Raw genomic sequence first — 18188 nt, 5'->3', positions numbered from 1 at the left:
TTATACTTATCTTTTTATAAATTTAATTTATATCTATCAACATATAGATTAAACTTATATTATCTATCAATATCTTAAATATTAGTTTTGAATAATACTTTCTCTTGATTCAATTTCTTTTGAAATACTAGCTATAAATTCATCTAATTTAATGCTACCTATTTCACCTTTATCTCTTGATCTAACAGAAACATTATTCTCCTCTACTTCTTTTTCTCCTACTATTAACATGTATGGAACTTTTTCAAGTTGAGCTTCTCTTATCTTAAATCCGATTTTTTCAGCTCTATCATCTAATTCAACTCTTATACCCTTATCAAATAACTCTTTCTTAACTTCATTTGCATAATCCATAAATTTATCAGATATAGGAAGTATCTTAACTTGAGTTGGAGATAACCAAACTGGGAATTTACCAGCATAATGCTCTATTAATATGCCTATAAATCTTTCTATACTACCAAAAGCAACTCTATGAATCATAACTGGTCTATGTTTTTCACCATCTTGTCCAATATAAGTATTATCAAATTGTCTTGGAAGTTGCATATCTAATTGGATAGTACCACATTGCCAAGTTCTTCCTAAACAGTCTTTTAGATGGAAGTCTATCTTAGGACCATAGAATGCACCATCACCTTCATTTATAGTATATGGTAGACCTAGTTCTTCTAAAGCTTCTCTTAATCCATTTTCTGCTGCTTCCCACTCTTCTTCGCTTCCCATAGAATCTTCTGGTCTTGTAGATAACTCTAAGTTATATTCAAATCCAAAAGTTTTGTAGATACCATCTATTAGGTTAGCTACTCCTTTTATTTCATCCTTTATTTGCTCTGGTAACATGAATATATGTGAATCGTCTTGAGTAAATGCTCTAACTCTCATTAATCCTTGTAATGCACCAGATAACTCATGTCTATGAACTCTACCAAGCTCTGCAACTCTCATTGGGAAATCTCTATATGAGTGTAATTGAGAATTATAGTAAATTAATCCTCCAGGACAGTTCATAGGTTTTATAGCATAATCTTCATCATCTATTTTAACTGTATACATATTTTCTTTGTAATGATACCAGTGACCTGAAGTCTCCCATAATTTTCTATTTAATATAATAGGAGATTCTATTTCAATATATCCAGCTTTTCTGTGTATTTCTCTCCAGAATTTTAATAATTCATTTTTAAGTTCCATACCTTTTGGTAAAAACATAGGGAATCCAGGACCTTCTTCAGGTATCATAAATAATCCTAATTCTTTACCTAATTTTCTATGGTCTCTCTTTTTAGCCTCTTCTAATAAATGTAAGTACTCTTCTAAGTCTTTGTTTTTCTCAAAAGAAGTTCCATAGATTCTTTGAAGCATCTTATTTTTTTCATCGCCACGCCAGTATGCACCTGCAACACTTTGTAATTTAACAGCTTTAACTTTTTTAGTAGATGGTAAATGTGGTCCTCTACATAAATCAGTAAAATCACCTTGCTTGTAGAAAGATATTATTTCACTTTCAGGTAAATCAGATATAAGTTCTACCTTATAGTCTTCCCCCTGTTTTTTCATAAGCTCTAGAGCTTCATTTCTAGGAAGTTCAAATCTTTCTATTTTTAAATCTTCTTTAGCTATTTTTTTCATTTCAGCTTCTATTTTTTCTAAGTCTTCTGGAACCAATCTATGGTCTAAATCTATATCATAGTAGAATCCATTTTCTATACTTGGCCCTATAGCAAGTTTTGCTTCTGGGTAAAGTCTCTTTATAGCTTGAGCTAATATATGTGCTGATGTATGTCTAAAAACTTCTTTACCTTCTTTATCTTCAAACTTAAATAAATTTAAGTTACAATCAGTATCTATAATGTGGTCCATACCTACAACCTCTCCGTTCACAGATGCTGCTACCACATTTCTAGCTAATCCTTCGCTAATGGATTTTGCTACATCCATAACAGAAATAGCACTTTCAAATTCTTTTATTGAGCCATCTTTTAAAGCAACTTTAATCATTGTTTTTTCCTCCTTATTGAAATAATTTTTAGATTTTTTGTAATAAAAAATCGCCCCAAATATGTTTGGGACGATATTAATTCGCGGTTCCACCCAAGTTGGTGTATACAAGTATATACAACCCTCTTGATGACTATAAGGTCGTCACCCGAGCACTTTCACATATAGTATAAATACAAATACTGCTAATAAACTCAGCTCCAAGGTAGTTTTCAAATAGACCTATTACATGGGCTCTCAGCCATAGACCCAAATTCTCTGAGAATGGTTTCTAATCTACTCTTCCTCTTCAATGCTATAATTTTTAATATATTTTCATTATAACAGATACTTATACATCAATCAACATTAATGTAATATAATAATTACCCATTATTTTTCATCTTAATCAACTGTAAATCAATATTCTAATATTTTTATATTAGTTTAATCTTTTGATTTATAGTTATATTATAATATTTTCACCAATTTTAAATTTTTAAAATATATCTACATGCATGATAGATATGACTAGATAAATACTAAAATTAATTATTATTGAAGTTAATTTTTAGTTTTTGTATACTTAAATACAATAGCTAATTATTGTATATTTAAATAAATATAGTAACCAATCCTTGAACTATACCTATTAAAAAACCTAAAACAAGACCTAAAAATTCTATATGCTTTAATTCTTTTTTAGCTATTCTTATTATTATCTCTTCTAATTCATATAAATCTAGTTCATTAATCTTATCTTCGACCATTTTTTGTATATCTATACGTTCATTTGCTTTATTTATTATATTTTTACTCAATTCATCTATACTTTGTTTAACTTCAGACTCAATTATCTCTCCTAGATAGTCTTGTATCATGTTTTTTATGCCACTCGGTATAAATGAGACTTTCTCATGTATTATAATTTTTACCCTTGCTTTTATGTATCTTACAACTTCTTCCTTATCTTCGTCAGTAATGATATTTGCAAGTATTTCGTCCATAGAAAGAAATTCTTCTTGAATTATTTCTCCTACATTTGCTGCTATTTCTGCTCTTCTCTTTGGTATAAGTCCTACTATTTCTATATTTAAAAGAGGTATTTTAATAGGCTCTATTGGTCTAAATATTAGTCTTATAGCAACTACATTTGTAACGTAACCTATAAATCCACCAATAACAGCTAATATCAGTATCCTAATTAAATTATCCATTATAAAATTTCTCCTTATCAATTGTATATTTGTCAGCTATATTACATTTAATCAGTCGATGTTTTTTATAGTTAATAGCTCTAGCTATATTATAGCTTTATATACAATTATAAGTCTTTTGTGTCGATTTAAAAAGAATTTTTTTAGTTTTATATCTTTAGCTCCTAATTCTCCATAATTATACTAACTTTATTTTCAAAAATTGCCTCTACAGTATCTATAATTTCTTTTGAACAATTATTATTTAATAAATCTAATATTTCTATTTTTTTAGGGCATAAGGTTAATAAGGTACTTATTAAAAAGTCCTCGTAGTTTAAATTCTCTCTTATTACCATATTTATGATTTCTTCATCATCTATACTGTCTATTTTGTTTCCATTTTTATCGTATAAAATAAATGTATTATCTTCCATTATATGAACTTTTAGCAAATCAATCTTTTCTTCTTGAGTATCTATAAAGTATTTTAAAACTCTTATAAACTCATCTTGGTCTTTCTTTATTAAATACTCCTCAACTGCAATATCACCTATAGCAGAAATATATTTCATAAATTCTCTCATTCTAAATCTGATAAAACCTTCTACATTTATAAAATCATTTTCCTCTATATAATTTCTCACCCTTGTAAATACTGTTTCTCTCATAAAAATCTCTTTTTTAGCAAATATGTTTAGTGAATATATGTATATATTATTTTTATCTTCAGGATATGTACGCCCATAGCATTTTAGAATGTATTCTTTTAAAAGTTTCTCTTTCATTATACTTATTATCATACTAGTTATTTCTGTTGATATCTCATCAATATTTAGAGCTCTTTGTTCATCTTTAGTACCATTAAGTATTCTTTTATTTAATACTTCTTGCTTTGCAGAATCTATTACTACTTCTACAATGTCATTCGTATATATTAATCTATCGTTTACATTATTATTCCTCAAAAATTTCATAGAAGAAATATTATCCTTCTCAACCAAAGTTATCGCTCCTTTCTTGTCATGAGAGGAACTATAGAACCTATATCTAGTAAATTTTCACAGCTAAGTGTAACTATCTCCTTGTTTTTGCTTTCTACAAAACTTTTTATACGTTCATAGTCAGGATGTTTTTTAACATCTCCACAAAAAGCTAGTTTATCCTTAGAAATTAACCCTGTACATCCACCTATAAATCCATAATTCATCTCAAATAAATTTATATGACCTTTTTCTATTAATAAACACTCTATTTCTGTATTCTTCATGCTTTTCCAAATACCTTTATCTGATGTTATTATAGATGTTCTATCTACTATACAGATTGAGCATTTAGAATAGCCCTGCTCTATATTTATCTTTTTAAGTTTATTATTTTCAATATAATCTAATATTACTCTGTCAGTGTACTTAAAGTTGTGTATAGCATAGTCACCAACTATAGCAATATTGTAAGGTATATCATAAGGGTATCTATTTAATAAATTAGCTTCTCCCTTAATTATATTAAATTTATATCTACTTAATAACTCTTTGTATTGATTATATACATTCGGCGCAACAATTATATCTCCTTTTCCTAAATTACAAATACATATATCTGGGTGATATTTTATGCTTTCATATAATTCTTTACATTCTATTGTTTTTATTATCTCTATATTTCTTAATTTTAATTCATTTTCCATTAGATAACTAATTCTTTTGTCCACCAAAGCTAGACACAAATCGTCATCTAGTATAAATGGCTCTCTTGTAAATTCCATTTTTTACTCCTTTTTCTTTTTTTTGATAAATTTTTTATTTGAAATAAATAAAGTGTGTAGCAGAATTTTTCTGCTAACACACCTATTATTAGACTCTTCTATAATTAACTTACACCTAAAAAGTGCATTTTTATAAACTTTTAAAACAATAATTAATATGTATCTTTCACTTTGTTATACTCTTTTTTTATGTACTCTAAAACATCTGGTGGTATATTTCTACTACTATTTGGAGTCAATCCAATTTCTCCATCTTTTATTTTAAACTCCATTACTTTACTTCCATGAAAACCATCTTTTATAACATTCTTTATTAATTCATAGACTGGTTGTTCCACATCTTTTACTATTGAACTTATTACATTATTTGGTGCCATATCATATTGGTCTTTGTTAATAGCTATAACTTTACCACCATTTTCTCTTGCTACCTGAATAGCTCTTTTACTATCATCTTCTGTAGCTGAGAATACGACATCTCTATCAGAATCTCTCATTTCTTTTGCAGTAGTTCTAGCTGATTCAGGATTTTCAAATACATTTGAATATTTAACTAATAACTCAGCATTTTTATTTGAAGTTTTAAGACCTTTTCTAAATCCAGATTCATACTTATCTCTACTAGAACCCTCAACACCTCCTATAAAACCTACTTTACCAGTATCAGTCATTTTACCTGCAATAAGACCTGCTAAATATCCAGTAGCATTATCTTGAAATGATACTGAAATTACATTAGATGGTTGAACTTTATAAGCATAGTCAACTATTGCAAATTGTTGTTTTGGATATTTAGTAGCTTCTTCTTTTATTACCTCTGCAAATCTAGCTCCAACTGCTATTATCAAATCTGGCTCAGATTTATGTAGTTTTTCTATACTTTCTTTAAAATTCTTATAAGTCTTTGGTTTCTCAAGTTTTATTCTAATATCAAAATCTTCATCAGCTCTTTTTAGAGCTGATAGTACATTGTTATTATATGATTCGTTATTTAAATTTTCAGTGTCTAATAATACTCCAACAGTTTTTCTCACATAAGAATCATCATCTTTTATTTCATCTTCCTCATTATTACTTTTGTTATTTGATTTATCTTTATTTACTTTATCTTTATTTGATGAGGTTGATACACTTTTAGACTCACTCTGTTTGGATTTAGCACTATTTATATTAGAATTAGCTTTATTTACTTTATTAAGCCCAAAGTCAAAATTGCATATAGCTAATATAAAAATTGTAAACACCACAACAAAGCAGAGCATCAATATCCTTTTTATTTTCACAAAATTCACTCCCTGATATAGAACCTGAAGTCTCTATAATTATTTATTGTTCTTATTAACATATTCTAACACATCTGGAGGAATATTTTGAGAGCTATTTGGCGCAAGTCCAGTACTTCCAGACTTAACTGTATTTTCTATAACTTTTCCACCTTTATAATTTCCCTTTACAAAACTTTGTATCAAATTATAAGTTGGATTTTCAAAATCTTTTACAATAGAGCTTATAACATTTTCTGGAGCCAAATCATGTTGGTCTTTATTAGTAGCTATAACTTTTTTATTTTTCGCTCTAACTGCATTTATTACAGTTTTTGAGTCATCTTCTGTAGTAGAGAAAATAACATCTACTCCATTATCCATCATTTTTTTAGCTATGGATTCAGCTGATTTACTATCCTTAAAAACATCCACATACTCAACTGAAACATCCTTTATACTGCTGTTAGAAAATTTAATACCTTCTTTAAAACCTGCTTCAAATTTATCTCTACTAGAACCCTTTTCTCCTCCTATGAAACCAACTTTATCACTTTCAGTCATCTTTCCAGCAATAAGTCCTGCTAGATATCCAGATTTATGGTCTTCATAAGAAATTGAAGTTATATTAGAAGGTTGCTTGTCATACTCATAGTCTATAATTGCAAATTGTTGCTTTGGATATTTTTTAGCTATTTTCTCCAATGGTTTTGCAAATCTAGCTCCTACAGCTATAATTAAATCTTGGTTGTCATTACATAAAATGTCTATGCTATTAGAAAAAGATGACGAATCATCTGATTCCACTTTATTTGTATCTATATTAAGTTTCTTTTGAGCATTGTTTAATGCCAATAAAGCAGCATTATTCATAACTTCATTGTTTGTTCCTTCAATGTCTAGTATCATAGATATAGATTTTTTTGAATTATTTTTGTCAGTTATATTACTTTTATTATCTTTGTTAGAATTAGAATTGTTATCAGGATTATTGCTACACCCAACCAACATTCCAGTTGTCATTGCTACGGTTAATATCAATATCAACACTCTTTTTAAACTCATCAAATTTCACTCCTTACACCTTCATGACATTTTTATATTCTATTTACAAATCTTTTATATACAATTTACAATCATGTTTTGAAATTTTTCCAATAAATCTTACTATAAAAAAGTGTGCAATAGATTATTATCTATTTACACACTTCCCTAAAAACTAAATCCAATATATCAATACTTAATTTTATCTAAAATAAATCCAATTTAGCATATCAATATTTAATATTTTATCTTAATCTAATAAAAAACAAATAATCATTTAAAAAATATTATTTATTTTCTTAAACATATGATACCAGTGACACCAGGACCAGCATGTGCACCTATACACACGCCAATTTGGAAAAATCTAATTTCTTTAGGTCTTAATTCATCTTCCATAACCTTAGATAATTGTTCTTTTTCCTTAAAATCATCACTATATCCTATATACACAATTTGGTCTGATAAATCATCCCCACAATTTGATTTTATCAAGTCCATCATTTTAGAAATTACATTCTTCTTTCCTCTTACTTGAGATATTTGCGAAACTAGTCCACCTTTTATCTCTAAGATAGGTTTTATATTTAATATGCTTCCTATTGCTGCTTTAGTAGATGATATTCTTCCTCCCTTTTGTAAATATTCTAGTGTATCCACTGAAAATATAACAAAAGCTTTCTCTTTTAATTCATCCAAAACAGTCAATATTTCATCAATAGATTTCCCTTCACTTGCAAGTTCTCCTGCTTTTATTACAAGTAAACCAGTTCCCATACAAAGCAAGTTAGAATCGTATGTATATATTTTACCTTCTACATCATTCTTTGCCATTACAGCACTTTGATACGTCCCTGTGGCTGTGGCAGAACCTGCTATATAAAGTATCTCTCTACCTTCACTAGTATACTTCTCAAATATTTCTTTAAATTGGGCATAAGTAGCTTGAGAAGTTTTTGGATATACATTTTCTTCTCTAAGCCTTTTATAAAATTCATCTCCAGATATATCGATTCTATCCTTGTATTCTTTTTCCTCTAATATAACTGTTAACGAGACAATATCTATATCATATTTATCTAACAAATCTTTTGGCACGTCCGATAAACTGTCACAGATTATCTTTAGATTTTTCATCAAGTATGCTCCTTTCTCATTTAGGCTTGCTAAATTACCTCATATTAGGATATCCTATTTGTCTTAAAGCTTCGTACACTACTATAGCAACTGAATTTGATAAATTTAGTGACCTAGCTTTTTCAACATCCAACATAGGTACTCTAATACAAGTATCCATATTTGCTTTCAACAAAGGTTCTGGTAATCCCTTTGTTTCTTTGCCAAATACTATAAAACAATTTTCTTCATATTTCACATCTGAATGTGACTGATTAGCCTTTGTTGTAGAAAAAAAGTATTTGCTGTTTGGATACTTTTCTTGTAATTCTTCAAAGCTATCGTAATATTGTATATCAGCTATATCCCAATAGTCAAGCCCACATCTTTTTAGGTGTTTATCATCTAATGAAAAACCTAATGGCTTTACCAAATGTAAAGTTGAACCTGTTGCTGCACAAGTTCTTATTATATTTCCTGTATTTTGAGGTATTTCTGGTTCTACTAATACTATATTTAATGACATTTTTATCCTCCCTAAGTATTGCTCTTAATTTATTAAACTTTATTTTATAAACAGAATAACAATAATATTATACTATTATATATAATAATGTTAATAACAATTTTTACTTAGCTATATATAATAGTTTTCTATCTAACATTTTCATAAGTATTATTATATCAGAAAATCCCTCTTGTACAACTTACTTTGATAAAAGTTATTTCATTTCATTAATTTCTTTATAATAATTACAATCTTCTTTTATTGGGCAATCTCCACATTCTGGATTTCTAGCTTTACACATTCTTCTTCCATGAAAAATTAATACATGGTGTGAGTGTGACCATCTTTCTTTTGGTATGGCTTCCATAAGTGCAAATTCTGTTTTTTGAGGATTTGGCTCATCCACTATTCCAATTCTATTGGTAACTCTAAATACATGAGTATCTACTGCTATTGCTGGTTGATTAAAGGCGTTACTAAGTACAACTCCTGCTGTTTTTCTTCCAACACCAGGTAATTTTACAAGTTCTTCTAAACTATCTGGTACTTCACCATCATATAATTCACATAGTTGTTCAGATGTATCTTTTATTTTTTGAGATTTACTTTTGTAAAGACCACAGCTTTTTATCTCCTTACTAATTTCTTCAATACTCAAATCAGCAAAATCTCTTGCTGTGTTGTACTTTTTAAACAACTCTGATGTAACTTTGTTTACCCTTACGTCAGTACACTGAGCTGATAGAATAGTAGCTATTAAAAGTTCAAAGGCTGTCCCATAATTTAACTCACATGTAGCATCTGGGTACAGTTTTTCTAATTCATCTAAAATCTTATTTACATCTTTTTCATTTACTGACTTATTCTTATTTTTAGATTTACTTTTAGCTTCTTTACTTGATTTTTGTGTTTTCTTACTAGAATTAATACTCTTTGCCTTTTCGTCTGTTTCGGTTTTTTTGTTAGTTTTTTTGATACTTTCTTTAGTGCCTTCTTTAGTACTTTTTTTAGTGTTTTTTTTGACTGCTTTCACAGTTTTTTTATCTTCTTCAATATCACTAAAATTTTCTATATCTTTCTCATCAATTATCTTATCTTTTTTATTAATTGTTTTATCCATTCCTTTTTTAGCTTCAACCGTATTTATGTCTTTTTTATCTATATCTTCTTTCTCTTTTAGATTCTTCCCATTTATATCTTTATTATCTTTTATCTCTTCATTCTCTTTTAGATTTACATTTTTCATAATTATCCCCCTTTAAAATACTAATTTATAAGACGCTATTTATACATAGTTTAATCATATCAACAAAAAATAAACATCAATATATAAAACATACAAAATAAAAATTTAAATTCCAGATATTTCACAAAAAAAGCAAAAACTTATTAAAGTTCTTGCTTTTTATTATACATAAATACCCATTAAATTCTACAATAAACTTATTCTTTTGACACAGTTTGTATCTTACTGAAGGATATTAATTTTTCTTTTACTAATTTCTTTATTTCTTCAAATTTAACATCCGTCAATATCTCTATAGCCTCTTCTACTCTTTCAACTGTATATATCTTAAATTTTCCATCTTGTATTGCATCATTAACCTCATCTGATAAAACGAGATTTCTCTGATTCTTCTTAGGAATTATGACACCTTGCTCACCATTTAATCCTTTAGTTTTACATATAGAATAAAATCCCTCTATTTTTTCACTTATTCCACCAACTACTTGTATATCTCCCTTTTGATTTATAGAACCTGTAACAGCAATATTCTGCTTAATTGATACTCCACTAAGAGATGATAATAGTACATATAACTCTGCTGAAGATGCACTATCTCCATCTATCCCACCATAATTTTGTTCAAAACAAATATAAGCATTTAGTGACATTATTAAATCCTGTGCAAAGTTCTCAGAAAGGTATCCACCTAATATAAGCACTCCCTTGTTATGTATAGAGCCACTCATATTTACTTCTCTTTCTATATTTACTATGCCTTTACTTCCTGGGCTAGTGGTTGCTGTAATCCTTGAAGCTCTACCAAAAGAATATTCTCCTGTGCTTAAGACTGATAGACCATTTATTACTCCAACCTTTCTTCCCTCTGTCTCTATTAAAGTAAAGCCATTTTCAATTGATTCATCCATATGTGTTTCCACTCTATTAATTCTTTTTTTCTTTTCACTTATTGCTTTCTTAACATCACACTGCTCTGTATATCTTGAATTTCTAAATTCTGCATATGCACTTCCTTCTATTACAACTTCCATTATTTTATTAAACTTAGTTGATAATTTTCCTAAATCACCAGACAATCTAGTGCTAAATTTGACAACTTCATCAACTGCTTCCTTAGTAAAATGTCTTAAATTATTCTTATCACACTGAGATGCTATAAATCTAGCAATGCCTTCTTCATTGTCTTCGTTCTTATCCATTTCGCTATCAAAATCCACGAATACTTTAAAATATTTTTCAAAATCTTCATCGTATCTATATAAAATATCATATATATAGTGACTTCCAATCAATATTAACTTTACATTTAGTGGCATATTTTCTGGCTTAATTGCTGTCTGTGTTTCCAGTATTACTTTTTTTGTCTGCAAAGTCTTTTTAAGAATTTCCCAAGACATCGTATATTTTAACAATTGGTCTGCATAAATCACTAAATAACCACCATTAGCCCTATGAAATGCTCCTGATAATAGTTTTGTAAAATCAGTCTTTATATTGCCATTTGCATAATCGTATTCTGCCTTTCCAAATAGATTTGTAGGACTTGGATTTATCTCTACTATGACAGGTGCTGATTCTTTATTCTTTGCACCTCCGTTGTCTACAAATAGATTAATTTTATATTTAATAAAATGCTCTTTATCATACTTATCTTTTAATTCATCTTCATCTAAATAGAATAAGTACATATATTCTATTATATCTTTCTTTATATTTTCCAAATAAACTTGAATTTTATCATAATTTTCATATTTTTCACACAATCTTTTAATGTGAGGTTCTACTACAAGTTTAGCTATCTCTTCTTCAAGCTCTAAGACAGCTTTTTCAGCTATTTCTTCCAAATTTCTAATTTTATATACGACTTGTATAGCCATATTTTCTAGTTCTCTTTTTGCCTTATAAAACTCTTCATCAGATATGTCACTTTCATCTTCCTCTTCTTTCAAAGGTATAAAGACTATTCCCATTTTACTCTGTTTTAATTTAAACCCTTTTTCTTCTCCATATTTCTTAATTTGTTTTAGCAACATATCTTTTTCTATTTCATATTCATCCAAAAGTTTATTTTTTTCTATTTCAAAACTTTCACTTTCAAATGCATTTTTAAAATCCTCTAAAAGACTTTCAATTAACTTCTCCATGTCTTTCTTAAGTTCTCTTCCAAACCCTTTTTCTAACTCAACTATAATAGGCTCTCTAGGGTTTTCAAAATTATATATATAGCACCAATCTTTATGTGTATTTTTTTTGGATGCATATTCATTCAAAACCTTTAAGGCATAAGTACTTTTTCCTGTTCCAGATTCACCAGCTAGGTATATGTTGTAGGCTGGATTATTTATTCTTAAACCTAATTCCATAGCTTCTACGGCTCTTTCTTGACCCAATATACAATCTAGTGGATTTATTTCAGATGTATTGTTATATTTCAATATTCCCCCACCTCCTCATATTTAACGTTAATGATATAATATGACTTTGACACAATAAGTGTTAAAGTAAATTCACATTAAAGTATATGAAATAGACTCTTATTATTAGTCATTATACTTATCTAAAATTATTTCCATATTTCTCTTTATTATATTTCTGCCTCTCCAACTAAAGGCTCTATCCCCATATCTCCTTTTGAATTCTTTGTTTGAAATATTTTGTACCTCATCATAATCCAAATAATCTATTATATTTTCTTTAAATTCCAAAATATGAGTTGTTGGTATTCCAACATTATGTGGACATACTTCTTGACAAATATCGCACCCAAATACTTTTTTATTACTCTTTAACACAGCCTTTTCTTCCTCTGACAAATCTCCTTTTTTTTGAGTTATATATGATAAACATTTCTTGGGATTCATATCATAATTTCCTAATATAGCATTTCCCGGACAATATTTTACACACTTACCACATTTAAAACAACTTTTTTCTAGTGGTTTATCTTCTTCAAATTTATAATTATTTACTATATATCCTATAAATACATAAGAACCATATTCATCAGTTATGATATTATTGTTTATTCCAAAATATCCTATTCCTGATAAATAAGCTAAATATCTGTCAACTAGTGGCCCATTATCAGCAAATATCTTGTATTTAAAATCTTTTATCGTTTCAGATATATAATCACAAATTTGTTGCAAAAAGTCTTTTACTACAATATGATAGTCCTTACCATGACAATATTTTGATAAATTTGAATTTTCATTCTTTTCTTGTCTATTTATATGATATGGAAATGCACATACTATTATAGAATTAGCATCTTCCATTATATTTCTGGGGTTAATTCTGTTCTCAATTATTGGCTCTTCCATACCAGTCAAATAATCTTTTTCCTGTCTATCTTCAAGTATCTTTTTTAGATTATCATACTTGTCTATACCAGCTATTCCTACACACTTTAATCCTATAAGATTACAAAATTCTTTTAATTCCTTATTATTCATAAAATTATTCCTTTTTAATCTATTTATTCCTACTTAATCTATTTAATACTACTTAATCTGTTTATTCCTACTTAATACTACTTAAGCTATTTATTCCTACTTAATCTATTTAACCTATTTAATCTACTTAACCTATTTAATCTATTTATTCCTACTTAATCTATTTATTCCTACTTAACCTATTTAACCTATTTAATTTAAGTTATAAAACTACAATTATTATTACTATATTATAAAATGAACTAAATTATAATATAAGTCTCATCTCTCTATAATAATATCCATTTGTTCTTTAATATAACTATTTTATACACTCTAGCTCTTATTATTTTACAATATCAACACATTTCAAACTTTTTTCTTACTATTTTTTTAGTAATTGTCTTACTGATATGATTTAGCTATTTTACTTCAATACTTACATAACTCAGATTCCACCATATAATTAAATTGTCATCTATTCTCCATTTTAATATAATATGATTTATCTACTTTCAACAATGTAATACATCTTATACTCATAATTTACAACTACAAGATTAAATATAACTTTGATTTACAATAATACACCCTATATCTTTAAAATTAGCACTCATAATAGACAGATAAATTTTATCCTCTACAAATTTATCACTTATAAAAACATCACAAATAAGAATTTGCTTTTAAAGCATCCACAGATTATAATAAATACTGTATAAGGATGGTGAACAATTTGATTAAAATAACAATTCCAGGTAGACCCATTAGTAAATCTAATTTTAAACTTCATAATATAAATGGTCAAGCATGGATGCCTTCAAAGGGAAAGTATTCTAAGTATCTTGCATACGAAAACATGATTGCAGGTTTTATAAACCAACAGTATCAAGGAGAAACTGTTGAAGAAAATCTAATAACTGTTTTAAAATTATACTTCCCAAACAAGAGAATGGGGGACTTACATAATTATCCAAAGAGTATTTGTGATGGTATTGAAAAAAGTGGAATAATAAAAAATGATAAACAACTTAAACCAGTACTTTTATTCGACTTTATAGATAAAGATAACCCTAGGGTTGAAATTGAGCTTTATCCAGTATCTAAATACGATATATCCTATAATATTTTTGAGAAATAAATATTTTATATACTACTTGATACTATAGTAATGCTATATCATTTGAAACTATAATAATATTTGTGCTATAGCTATACTTACACAAATTTTAAATTTATATGATACTTGTAGCTATGTAAATTTAATACTTATAAAATTACTGCACTCATATAAATTTAATATTTGTATACAAAGCCATATTCACATAAATAAAGCATCTCCATATAAAAAGAAATCGGAGTAAACTTACTACACCGATTTCAATAAATAAAATCTATCCTAATTTTTCGACAACAGTCTTCAACATTTCTCTTATAGGAAGTTCATATGGACATCGGCTCTCACAAAGACCACAATCAATGCACTCAGTAGGTTTAACATCCATAACCTCATATTTTTCTTTAGCCCACTCTTTTAATCCATATCGAGTGTAATATCCTTCACATAAAAAGCTCAATGGTATATTTATTCCAACAGCACAAGGCATACAGTATTCACATCTTCTACAGAATTTTTTGCCTAAAGAATTTCTTATTTCCTCAATTTCTTTATTATCTTTTTCATCTAGTACAAGATTTTCAAGTACAGCAACATTCTGTCTAACCTGTTCAACACTCTCCATACCTGGTATAACTACATCTATATAGTCTTTAGACAATATGTACTTAATAGCTAGTGTAGCATTATCTAAAGCTCCTCCAGCTAAAGGCTTCATTACTATTATACCAATTCCTTTTTCATGAGCTTTTTTAAATACTTCATCTGCTTGACCTTCAACTATATTGTAAGGAAATTGTATAGTATCAAATTTCCCATCTTCTATTGCCTTTTCTATAGTATTTAAATTATGGCTAGTTATACCAATGTGTTTTATCTTCCCTTGTTTTTTTGCCTCTAGAAGAGCATTATAAGCCATTTTATCTTTAAAAAGATTGTCATATTCCTCTTCTTTAACATTATGGAATTGATATAAATCTATAAAATCAGTTTTGAAATTATTTAAACTTATCTCAACATCTCTCTTCATTGAGTCATAATCTCTAGACATACTTTTAGTAGCTAAGAAAAATTTATCTCTTTTTCCTTCAATAGCAATTCCAATTGCTTCCTCACTTATTGTATACCCTCTTGCACTGTCAATAAAGTTTATCCCTTGCTTTTCTAACTCATTTATAACTAAGTTAGTATCTTCTTGAGTAATTCTTTGTATTGGAATTCCCCCAAAACCAACTCTCTTTATTTTCATATTGGTATTGCCCAAATTTCTCATATCTTTCCCCACCTAACTTTAATTAATTTTTATATAATATAAATGTATCATCTTTAATTATACAACAAATTATGAGAATCTTTGCAATATATTTACATTCTATTAGAATTGTATATCGTAAATGAAATTTTATTTACTAGATAATATCTCTTTTATCATCTTAAGTTCTCTCTTATGACCTTCATCATCAAAAGGAGTTTCTAAGAAAAATGGTAGGTGTTTCAGACTAGGATGCTCCATAAAATCAATTAATGCTTTTAATCCTATCTTTCCTTCCCCTATAGGAGCATGTCTGTCTTTTTTATCTCCAAATGGCATCATGCTATCATTTAGGTGAACAGTTTTTAACTTATCTATACCTATAATCTTGTCAAATTCTTCTAAGACTCCATCTAAATCATTCACTATATCATAACCAGCTGAAAAAATATGACATGTATCAAGACACACACCTATTTTTTCTTTGTGTTCAATTTCGTCTATTATACTTTTTAATTGCTCAAACTTAAATCCTATTTCAGTTCCTTTTCCTGACATAGTTTCAAGAAGTATAGTTATATTTTCATCACCCTTAATAGCATTATTCAATCCTTTTACTATTCTGTCTATACCAAAATCTATTCCACCACCTACATGACTACCTGGGTGAAAACACATGTATTCAATTCCTAACGAGTCCATCCTTCTTATATCCTCATCTATAACTCTTGTCGCAAATTCGTATACATCTTCCTTTGTTCCACCTAAGTTCATAGTATATGGAGCATGTGCAAGTAGTGGTGCAAAATTATTTGCCTTTCTAATCTCCTGAAATTTAGCTATATCTTTTTCATCAAATTCTTTAGCATTTCCTCCTCTTGGATTTCTACTAAAAAATTGAAATGTATTTGCATCAATGTATACAGCTGTCTCAGCTGCCTTAGCAAATCCTTTTGCTATTGAAAGATGTGTTCCTAATTTAATCATATTAATCTCCTTTTGTTTGTACTTAAACTCGTACTAAATTTTAATTATAAGTTTCTAACAAATAAGTTTTTATTTTAATGCAACTGTAATTTAATGTAACTACAATTAATTTCATGTATATTAATTTTAATATTTACAGTTTAATTATACCCATTTTAAGAAATTTCAAATATTATAATCTTACATACTCTTTATAAATCATTTAGTCATTTCTTACATATTATAATCTATATACCTTACAATCCAGTTATATTTCTTTTGCAATCTAATTATATTTTTCTTACAATTCAATTATATATCTCCTACAATCTGATTGTATTTTTCTTACAATTCAACTATATATCTCCTACAATCTAATTGTATTTCTTTTGCAATTCAATTATATATCTCCTACAGTCTAATTGTATTTCTTTTGCAATCCAATTATATATCTCCTACAACTTAATTATATACACTTTACAAGTCAATTATATTTCTTTTACTATCCAATTATATAATCAAACAAAAAAATAGAGACTAAAAATCATTGTTTTACTCATACCAAAAAATATTTTTTGATTATTAAGTAAATTCTGATGTTCAATCTCTAACCTTATGTTTTTAATTAATCCATAATTAATGGTTCTAACTAGGACATTCTTCCTCAAGTGTAGGAATTACAACCATAGCTATATCATACTTAGAACCTTCAACGTTGTGTTGTCTTTTATTTAAAATTTCATCTATCTTTGACTTCATAGCATCATTAAGTTCAACTAATTCATCGTGAGTAAGAGAAATATCATGATAATCAACTATATTTTCATTTTCTAAAACATCTTCTTCTGCTGCCTTATAAAAAACTTCACTCATGTTTTCAAATTTTGATATGTACAATTCTTCTTTTTCTTCCCCATTGTCTAAAGAAAAATTAAGTATCCTATTCCCTATAACCACATTTTTTGCGCTTGGATAATAGTATTTTTCCACAATCCCCGACTTTATTTTTTCCTCAACTAATTCTAAAATACCAACTTTGTATAACATTTTTATATGGTAGTTTATTTTTGCATGAGGTTCTTCCAATAATTGAGATAATTGTTTTGCTGACAATGGCGATTTGTCAAACGCTTTTAGAATATCTATTCTACGTGGATGCGCAATAGCCTTTATGCACTCCAAATCTCGTAATACCAATACCTCTTTCATTGACCCCTCCTAAAAAATTTATTTAATTCATATTTCTTTACAATTTAATTATATATTAAATTATATGTTGTTGTCAAAAAAATCCTTTCT

The 18188-nt window shown here is 27.8% G+C and carries 15 protein-coding genes and 1 other annotated feature; of the genes, 1 reads left to right on the top strand and 14 read right to left on the bottom strand.

The window, feature by feature from the left end:
- Window positions 1-81: 81 nt before the first annotated feature.
- The 11 genes from thrS to queG form a co-directional block, all read right to left on the bottom strand.
- On the bottom strand, window positions 82-2001 hold the full coding sequence (gene thrS / locus ACTG44_RS03165; protein WP_479921254.1) for a threonine--tRNA ligase: 1920 nt from the start codon (window positions 1999-2001) through the stop codon (window positions 82-84).
- A 63-nt stretch (window positions 2002-2064) separates the two neighbouring features.
- Window positions 2065-2303, bottom strand: a binding site (T-box leader).
- A 291-nt stretch (window positions 2304-2594) separates the two neighbouring features.
- Window positions 2595-3197 carry a DUF445 domain-containing protein gene (locus ACTG44_RS03160; RefSeq protein ID WP_021383203.1) on the bottom strand — a complete coding sequence of 201 codons (603 nt, stop codon included), beginning with the start codon at window positions 3195-3197 and terminating at the stop codon, window positions 2595-2597.
- Window positions 3198-3361: 164 nt separating this feature from the next.
- Window positions 3362-4153, bottom strand: coding sequence for a putative sporulation protein YtxC (locus ACTG44_RS03155; protein ID WP_479918104.1), 792 nt, complete (start codon window positions 4151-4153; stop codon window positions 3362-3364).
- A 29-nt stretch (window positions 4154-4182) separates the two neighbouring features.
- Complete coding sequence (locus ACTG44_RS03150) at window positions 4183-4944, bottom strand: DUF6873 family GME fold protein (RefSeq protein WP_021383214.1); 762 nt, start codon at window positions 4942-4944, stop codon at window positions 4183-4185.
- 152 nt (window positions 4945-5096) lie between these two features.
- On the bottom strand, window positions 5097-6227 hold the full coding sequence (locus tag ACTG44_RS03145; RefSeq protein ID WP_479921253.1) for a BMP family ABC transporter substrate-binding protein: 1131 nt from the start codon (window positions 6225-6227) through the stop codon (window positions 5097-5099).
- Between the two features lie 39 nt (window positions 6228-6266).
- Window positions 6267-7271: a BMP family ABC transporter substrate-binding protein gene (locus tag ACTG44_RS03140; RefSeq protein WP_479921252.1), complete on the bottom strand. Its 1005-nt coding sequence runs from the start codon at window positions 7269-7271 to the stop codon at window positions 6267-6269.
- A 270-nt stretch (window positions 7272-7541) separates the two neighbouring features.
- The gene (locus tag ACTG44_RS03135; protein ID WP_021383226.1) at window positions 7542-8387 is read right to left on the bottom strand and encodes a DegV family protein; all 846 of its coding nucleotides are present in this window, start codon (window positions 8385-8387) and stop codon (window positions 7542-7544) included.
- Between the two features lie 34 nt (window positions 8388-8421).
- On the bottom strand, window positions 8422-8892 hold the full coding sequence (trmL, locus tag ACTG44_RS03130; protein ID WP_021383223.1) for a tRNA (uridine(34)/cytosine(34)/5-carboxymethylaminomethyluridine(34)-2'-O)-methyltransferase TrmL: 471 nt from the start codon (window positions 8890-8892) through the stop codon (window positions 8422-8424).
- 196 nt (window positions 8893-9088) lie between these two features.
- Window positions 9089-10120: an endonuclease III gene (nth, locus tag ACTG44_RS03125; protein WP_479921251.1), complete on the bottom strand. Its 1032-nt coding sequence runs from the start codon at window positions 10118-10120 to the stop codon at window positions 9089-9091.
- Between the two features lie 197 nt (window positions 10121-10317).
- A complete protein-coding gene (locus ACTG44_RS03120) occupies window positions 10318-12555 on the bottom strand; it encodes a Lon protease family protein (RefSeq protein ID WP_479918099.1) in 2238 nt (745 codons plus the stop codon).
- Between the two features lie 105 nt (window positions 12556-12660).
- On the bottom strand, window positions 12661-13575 hold the full coding sequence (gene queG / locus ACTG44_RS03115) for a tRNA epoxyqueuosine(34) reductase QueG (protein WP_021383217.1): 915 nt from the start codon (window positions 13573-13575) through the stop codon (window positions 12661-12663).
- A 715-nt stretch (window positions 13576-14290) separates the two neighbouring features.
- On the opposite strand from queG, the gene ACTG44_RS03110 reads away from it, so the two are divergent.
- Window positions 14291-14695, top strand: coding sequence for a RusA family crossover junction endodeoxyribonuclease (locus ACTG44_RS03110; RefSeq protein WP_021383211.1), 405 nt, complete (start codon window positions 14291-14293; stop codon window positions 14693-14695).
- A 253-nt stretch (window positions 14696-14948) separates the two neighbouring features.
- On the opposite strand, the gene ACTG44_RS03105 is transcribed toward ACTG44_RS03110, so the two are convergent.
- The 3 genes from ACTG44_RS03105 to ACTG44_RS03095 form a co-directional block, all read right to left on the bottom strand.
- A complete protein-coding gene (locus ACTG44_RS03105) occupies window positions 14949-15944 on the bottom strand; it encodes an aldo/keto reductase (RefSeq protein WP_479921250.1) in 996 nt (331 codons plus the stop codon).
- A gap of 129 nt (window positions 15945-16073) precedes the next feature.
- Window positions 16074-16910 carry a deoxyribonuclease IV gene (locus tag ACTG44_RS03100; protein ID WP_021383237.1) on the bottom strand — a complete coding sequence of 279 codons (837 nt, stop codon included), beginning with the start codon at window positions 16908-16910 and terminating at the stop codon, window positions 16074-16076.
- A 624-nt stretch (window positions 16911-17534) separates the two neighbouring features.
- Complete coding sequence (locus ACTG44_RS03095) at window positions 17535-18098, bottom strand: ArsR/SmtB family transcription factor (RefSeq protein ID WP_021383224.1); 564 nt, start codon at window positions 18096-18098, stop codon at window positions 17535-17537.
- Between the last annotated feature and the right edge of the window lie 90 nt (window positions 18099-18188).

The organism is Clostridioides sp. LIBA-2809 (genome assembly GCF_056688965.1).
This window is presented reverse-complemented; position numbering and strand designations above follow the sequence as displayed.

Coding starts and splice junctions, on each gene's coding strand:
- thrS (WP_479921254.1), bottom strand. CDS start 2,001: ATGATTAAAGTTGCTTTAAAAGATGGCTCAATAAAAGAATTTGAAAGT.
- ACTG44_RS03160 (WP_021383203.1), bottom strand. CDS start 3,197: ATGGATAATTTAATTAGGATACTGATATTAGCTGTTATTGGTGGATTT.
- ACTG44_RS03155 (WP_479918104.1), bottom strand. CDS start 4,153: ATGAAATTTTTGAGGAATAATAATGTAAACGATAGATTAATATATACG.
- ACTG44_RS03150 (WP_021383214.1), bottom strand. CDS start 4,944: ATGGAATTTACAAGAGAGCCATTTATACTAGATGACGATTTGTGTCTA.
- ACTG44_RS03140 (WP_479921252.1), bottom strand. CDS start 7,271: ATGAGTTTAAAAAGAGTGTTGATATTGATATTAACCGTAGCAATGACA.
- ACTG44_RS03135 (WP_021383226.1), bottom strand. CDS start 8,387: ATGAAAAATCTAAAGATAATCTGTGACAGTTTATCGGACGTGCCAAAA.
- trmL (WP_021383223.1), bottom strand. CDS start 8,892: ATGTCATTAAATATAGTATTAGTAGAACCAGAAATACCTCAAAATACA.
- nth (WP_479921251.1), bottom strand. CDS start 10,120: ATGAAAAATGTAAATCTAAAAGAGAATGAAGAGATAAAAGATAATAAA.
- queG (WP_021383217.1), bottom strand. CDS start 13,575: ATGAATAATAAGGAATTAAAAGAATTTTGTAATCTTATAGGATTAAAG.
- ACTG44_RS03105 (WP_479921250.1), bottom strand. CDS start 15,944: ATGAGAAATTTGGGCAATACCAATATGAAAATAAAGAGAGTTGGTTTT.
- ACTG44_RS03100 (WP_021383237.1), bottom strand. CDS start 16,910: ATGATTAAATTAGGAACACATCTTTCAATAGCAAAAGGATTTGCTAAG.
- ACTG44_RS03095 (WP_021383224.1), bottom strand. CDS start 18,098: ATGAAAGAGGTATTGGTATTACGAGATTTGGAGTGCATAAAGGCTATT.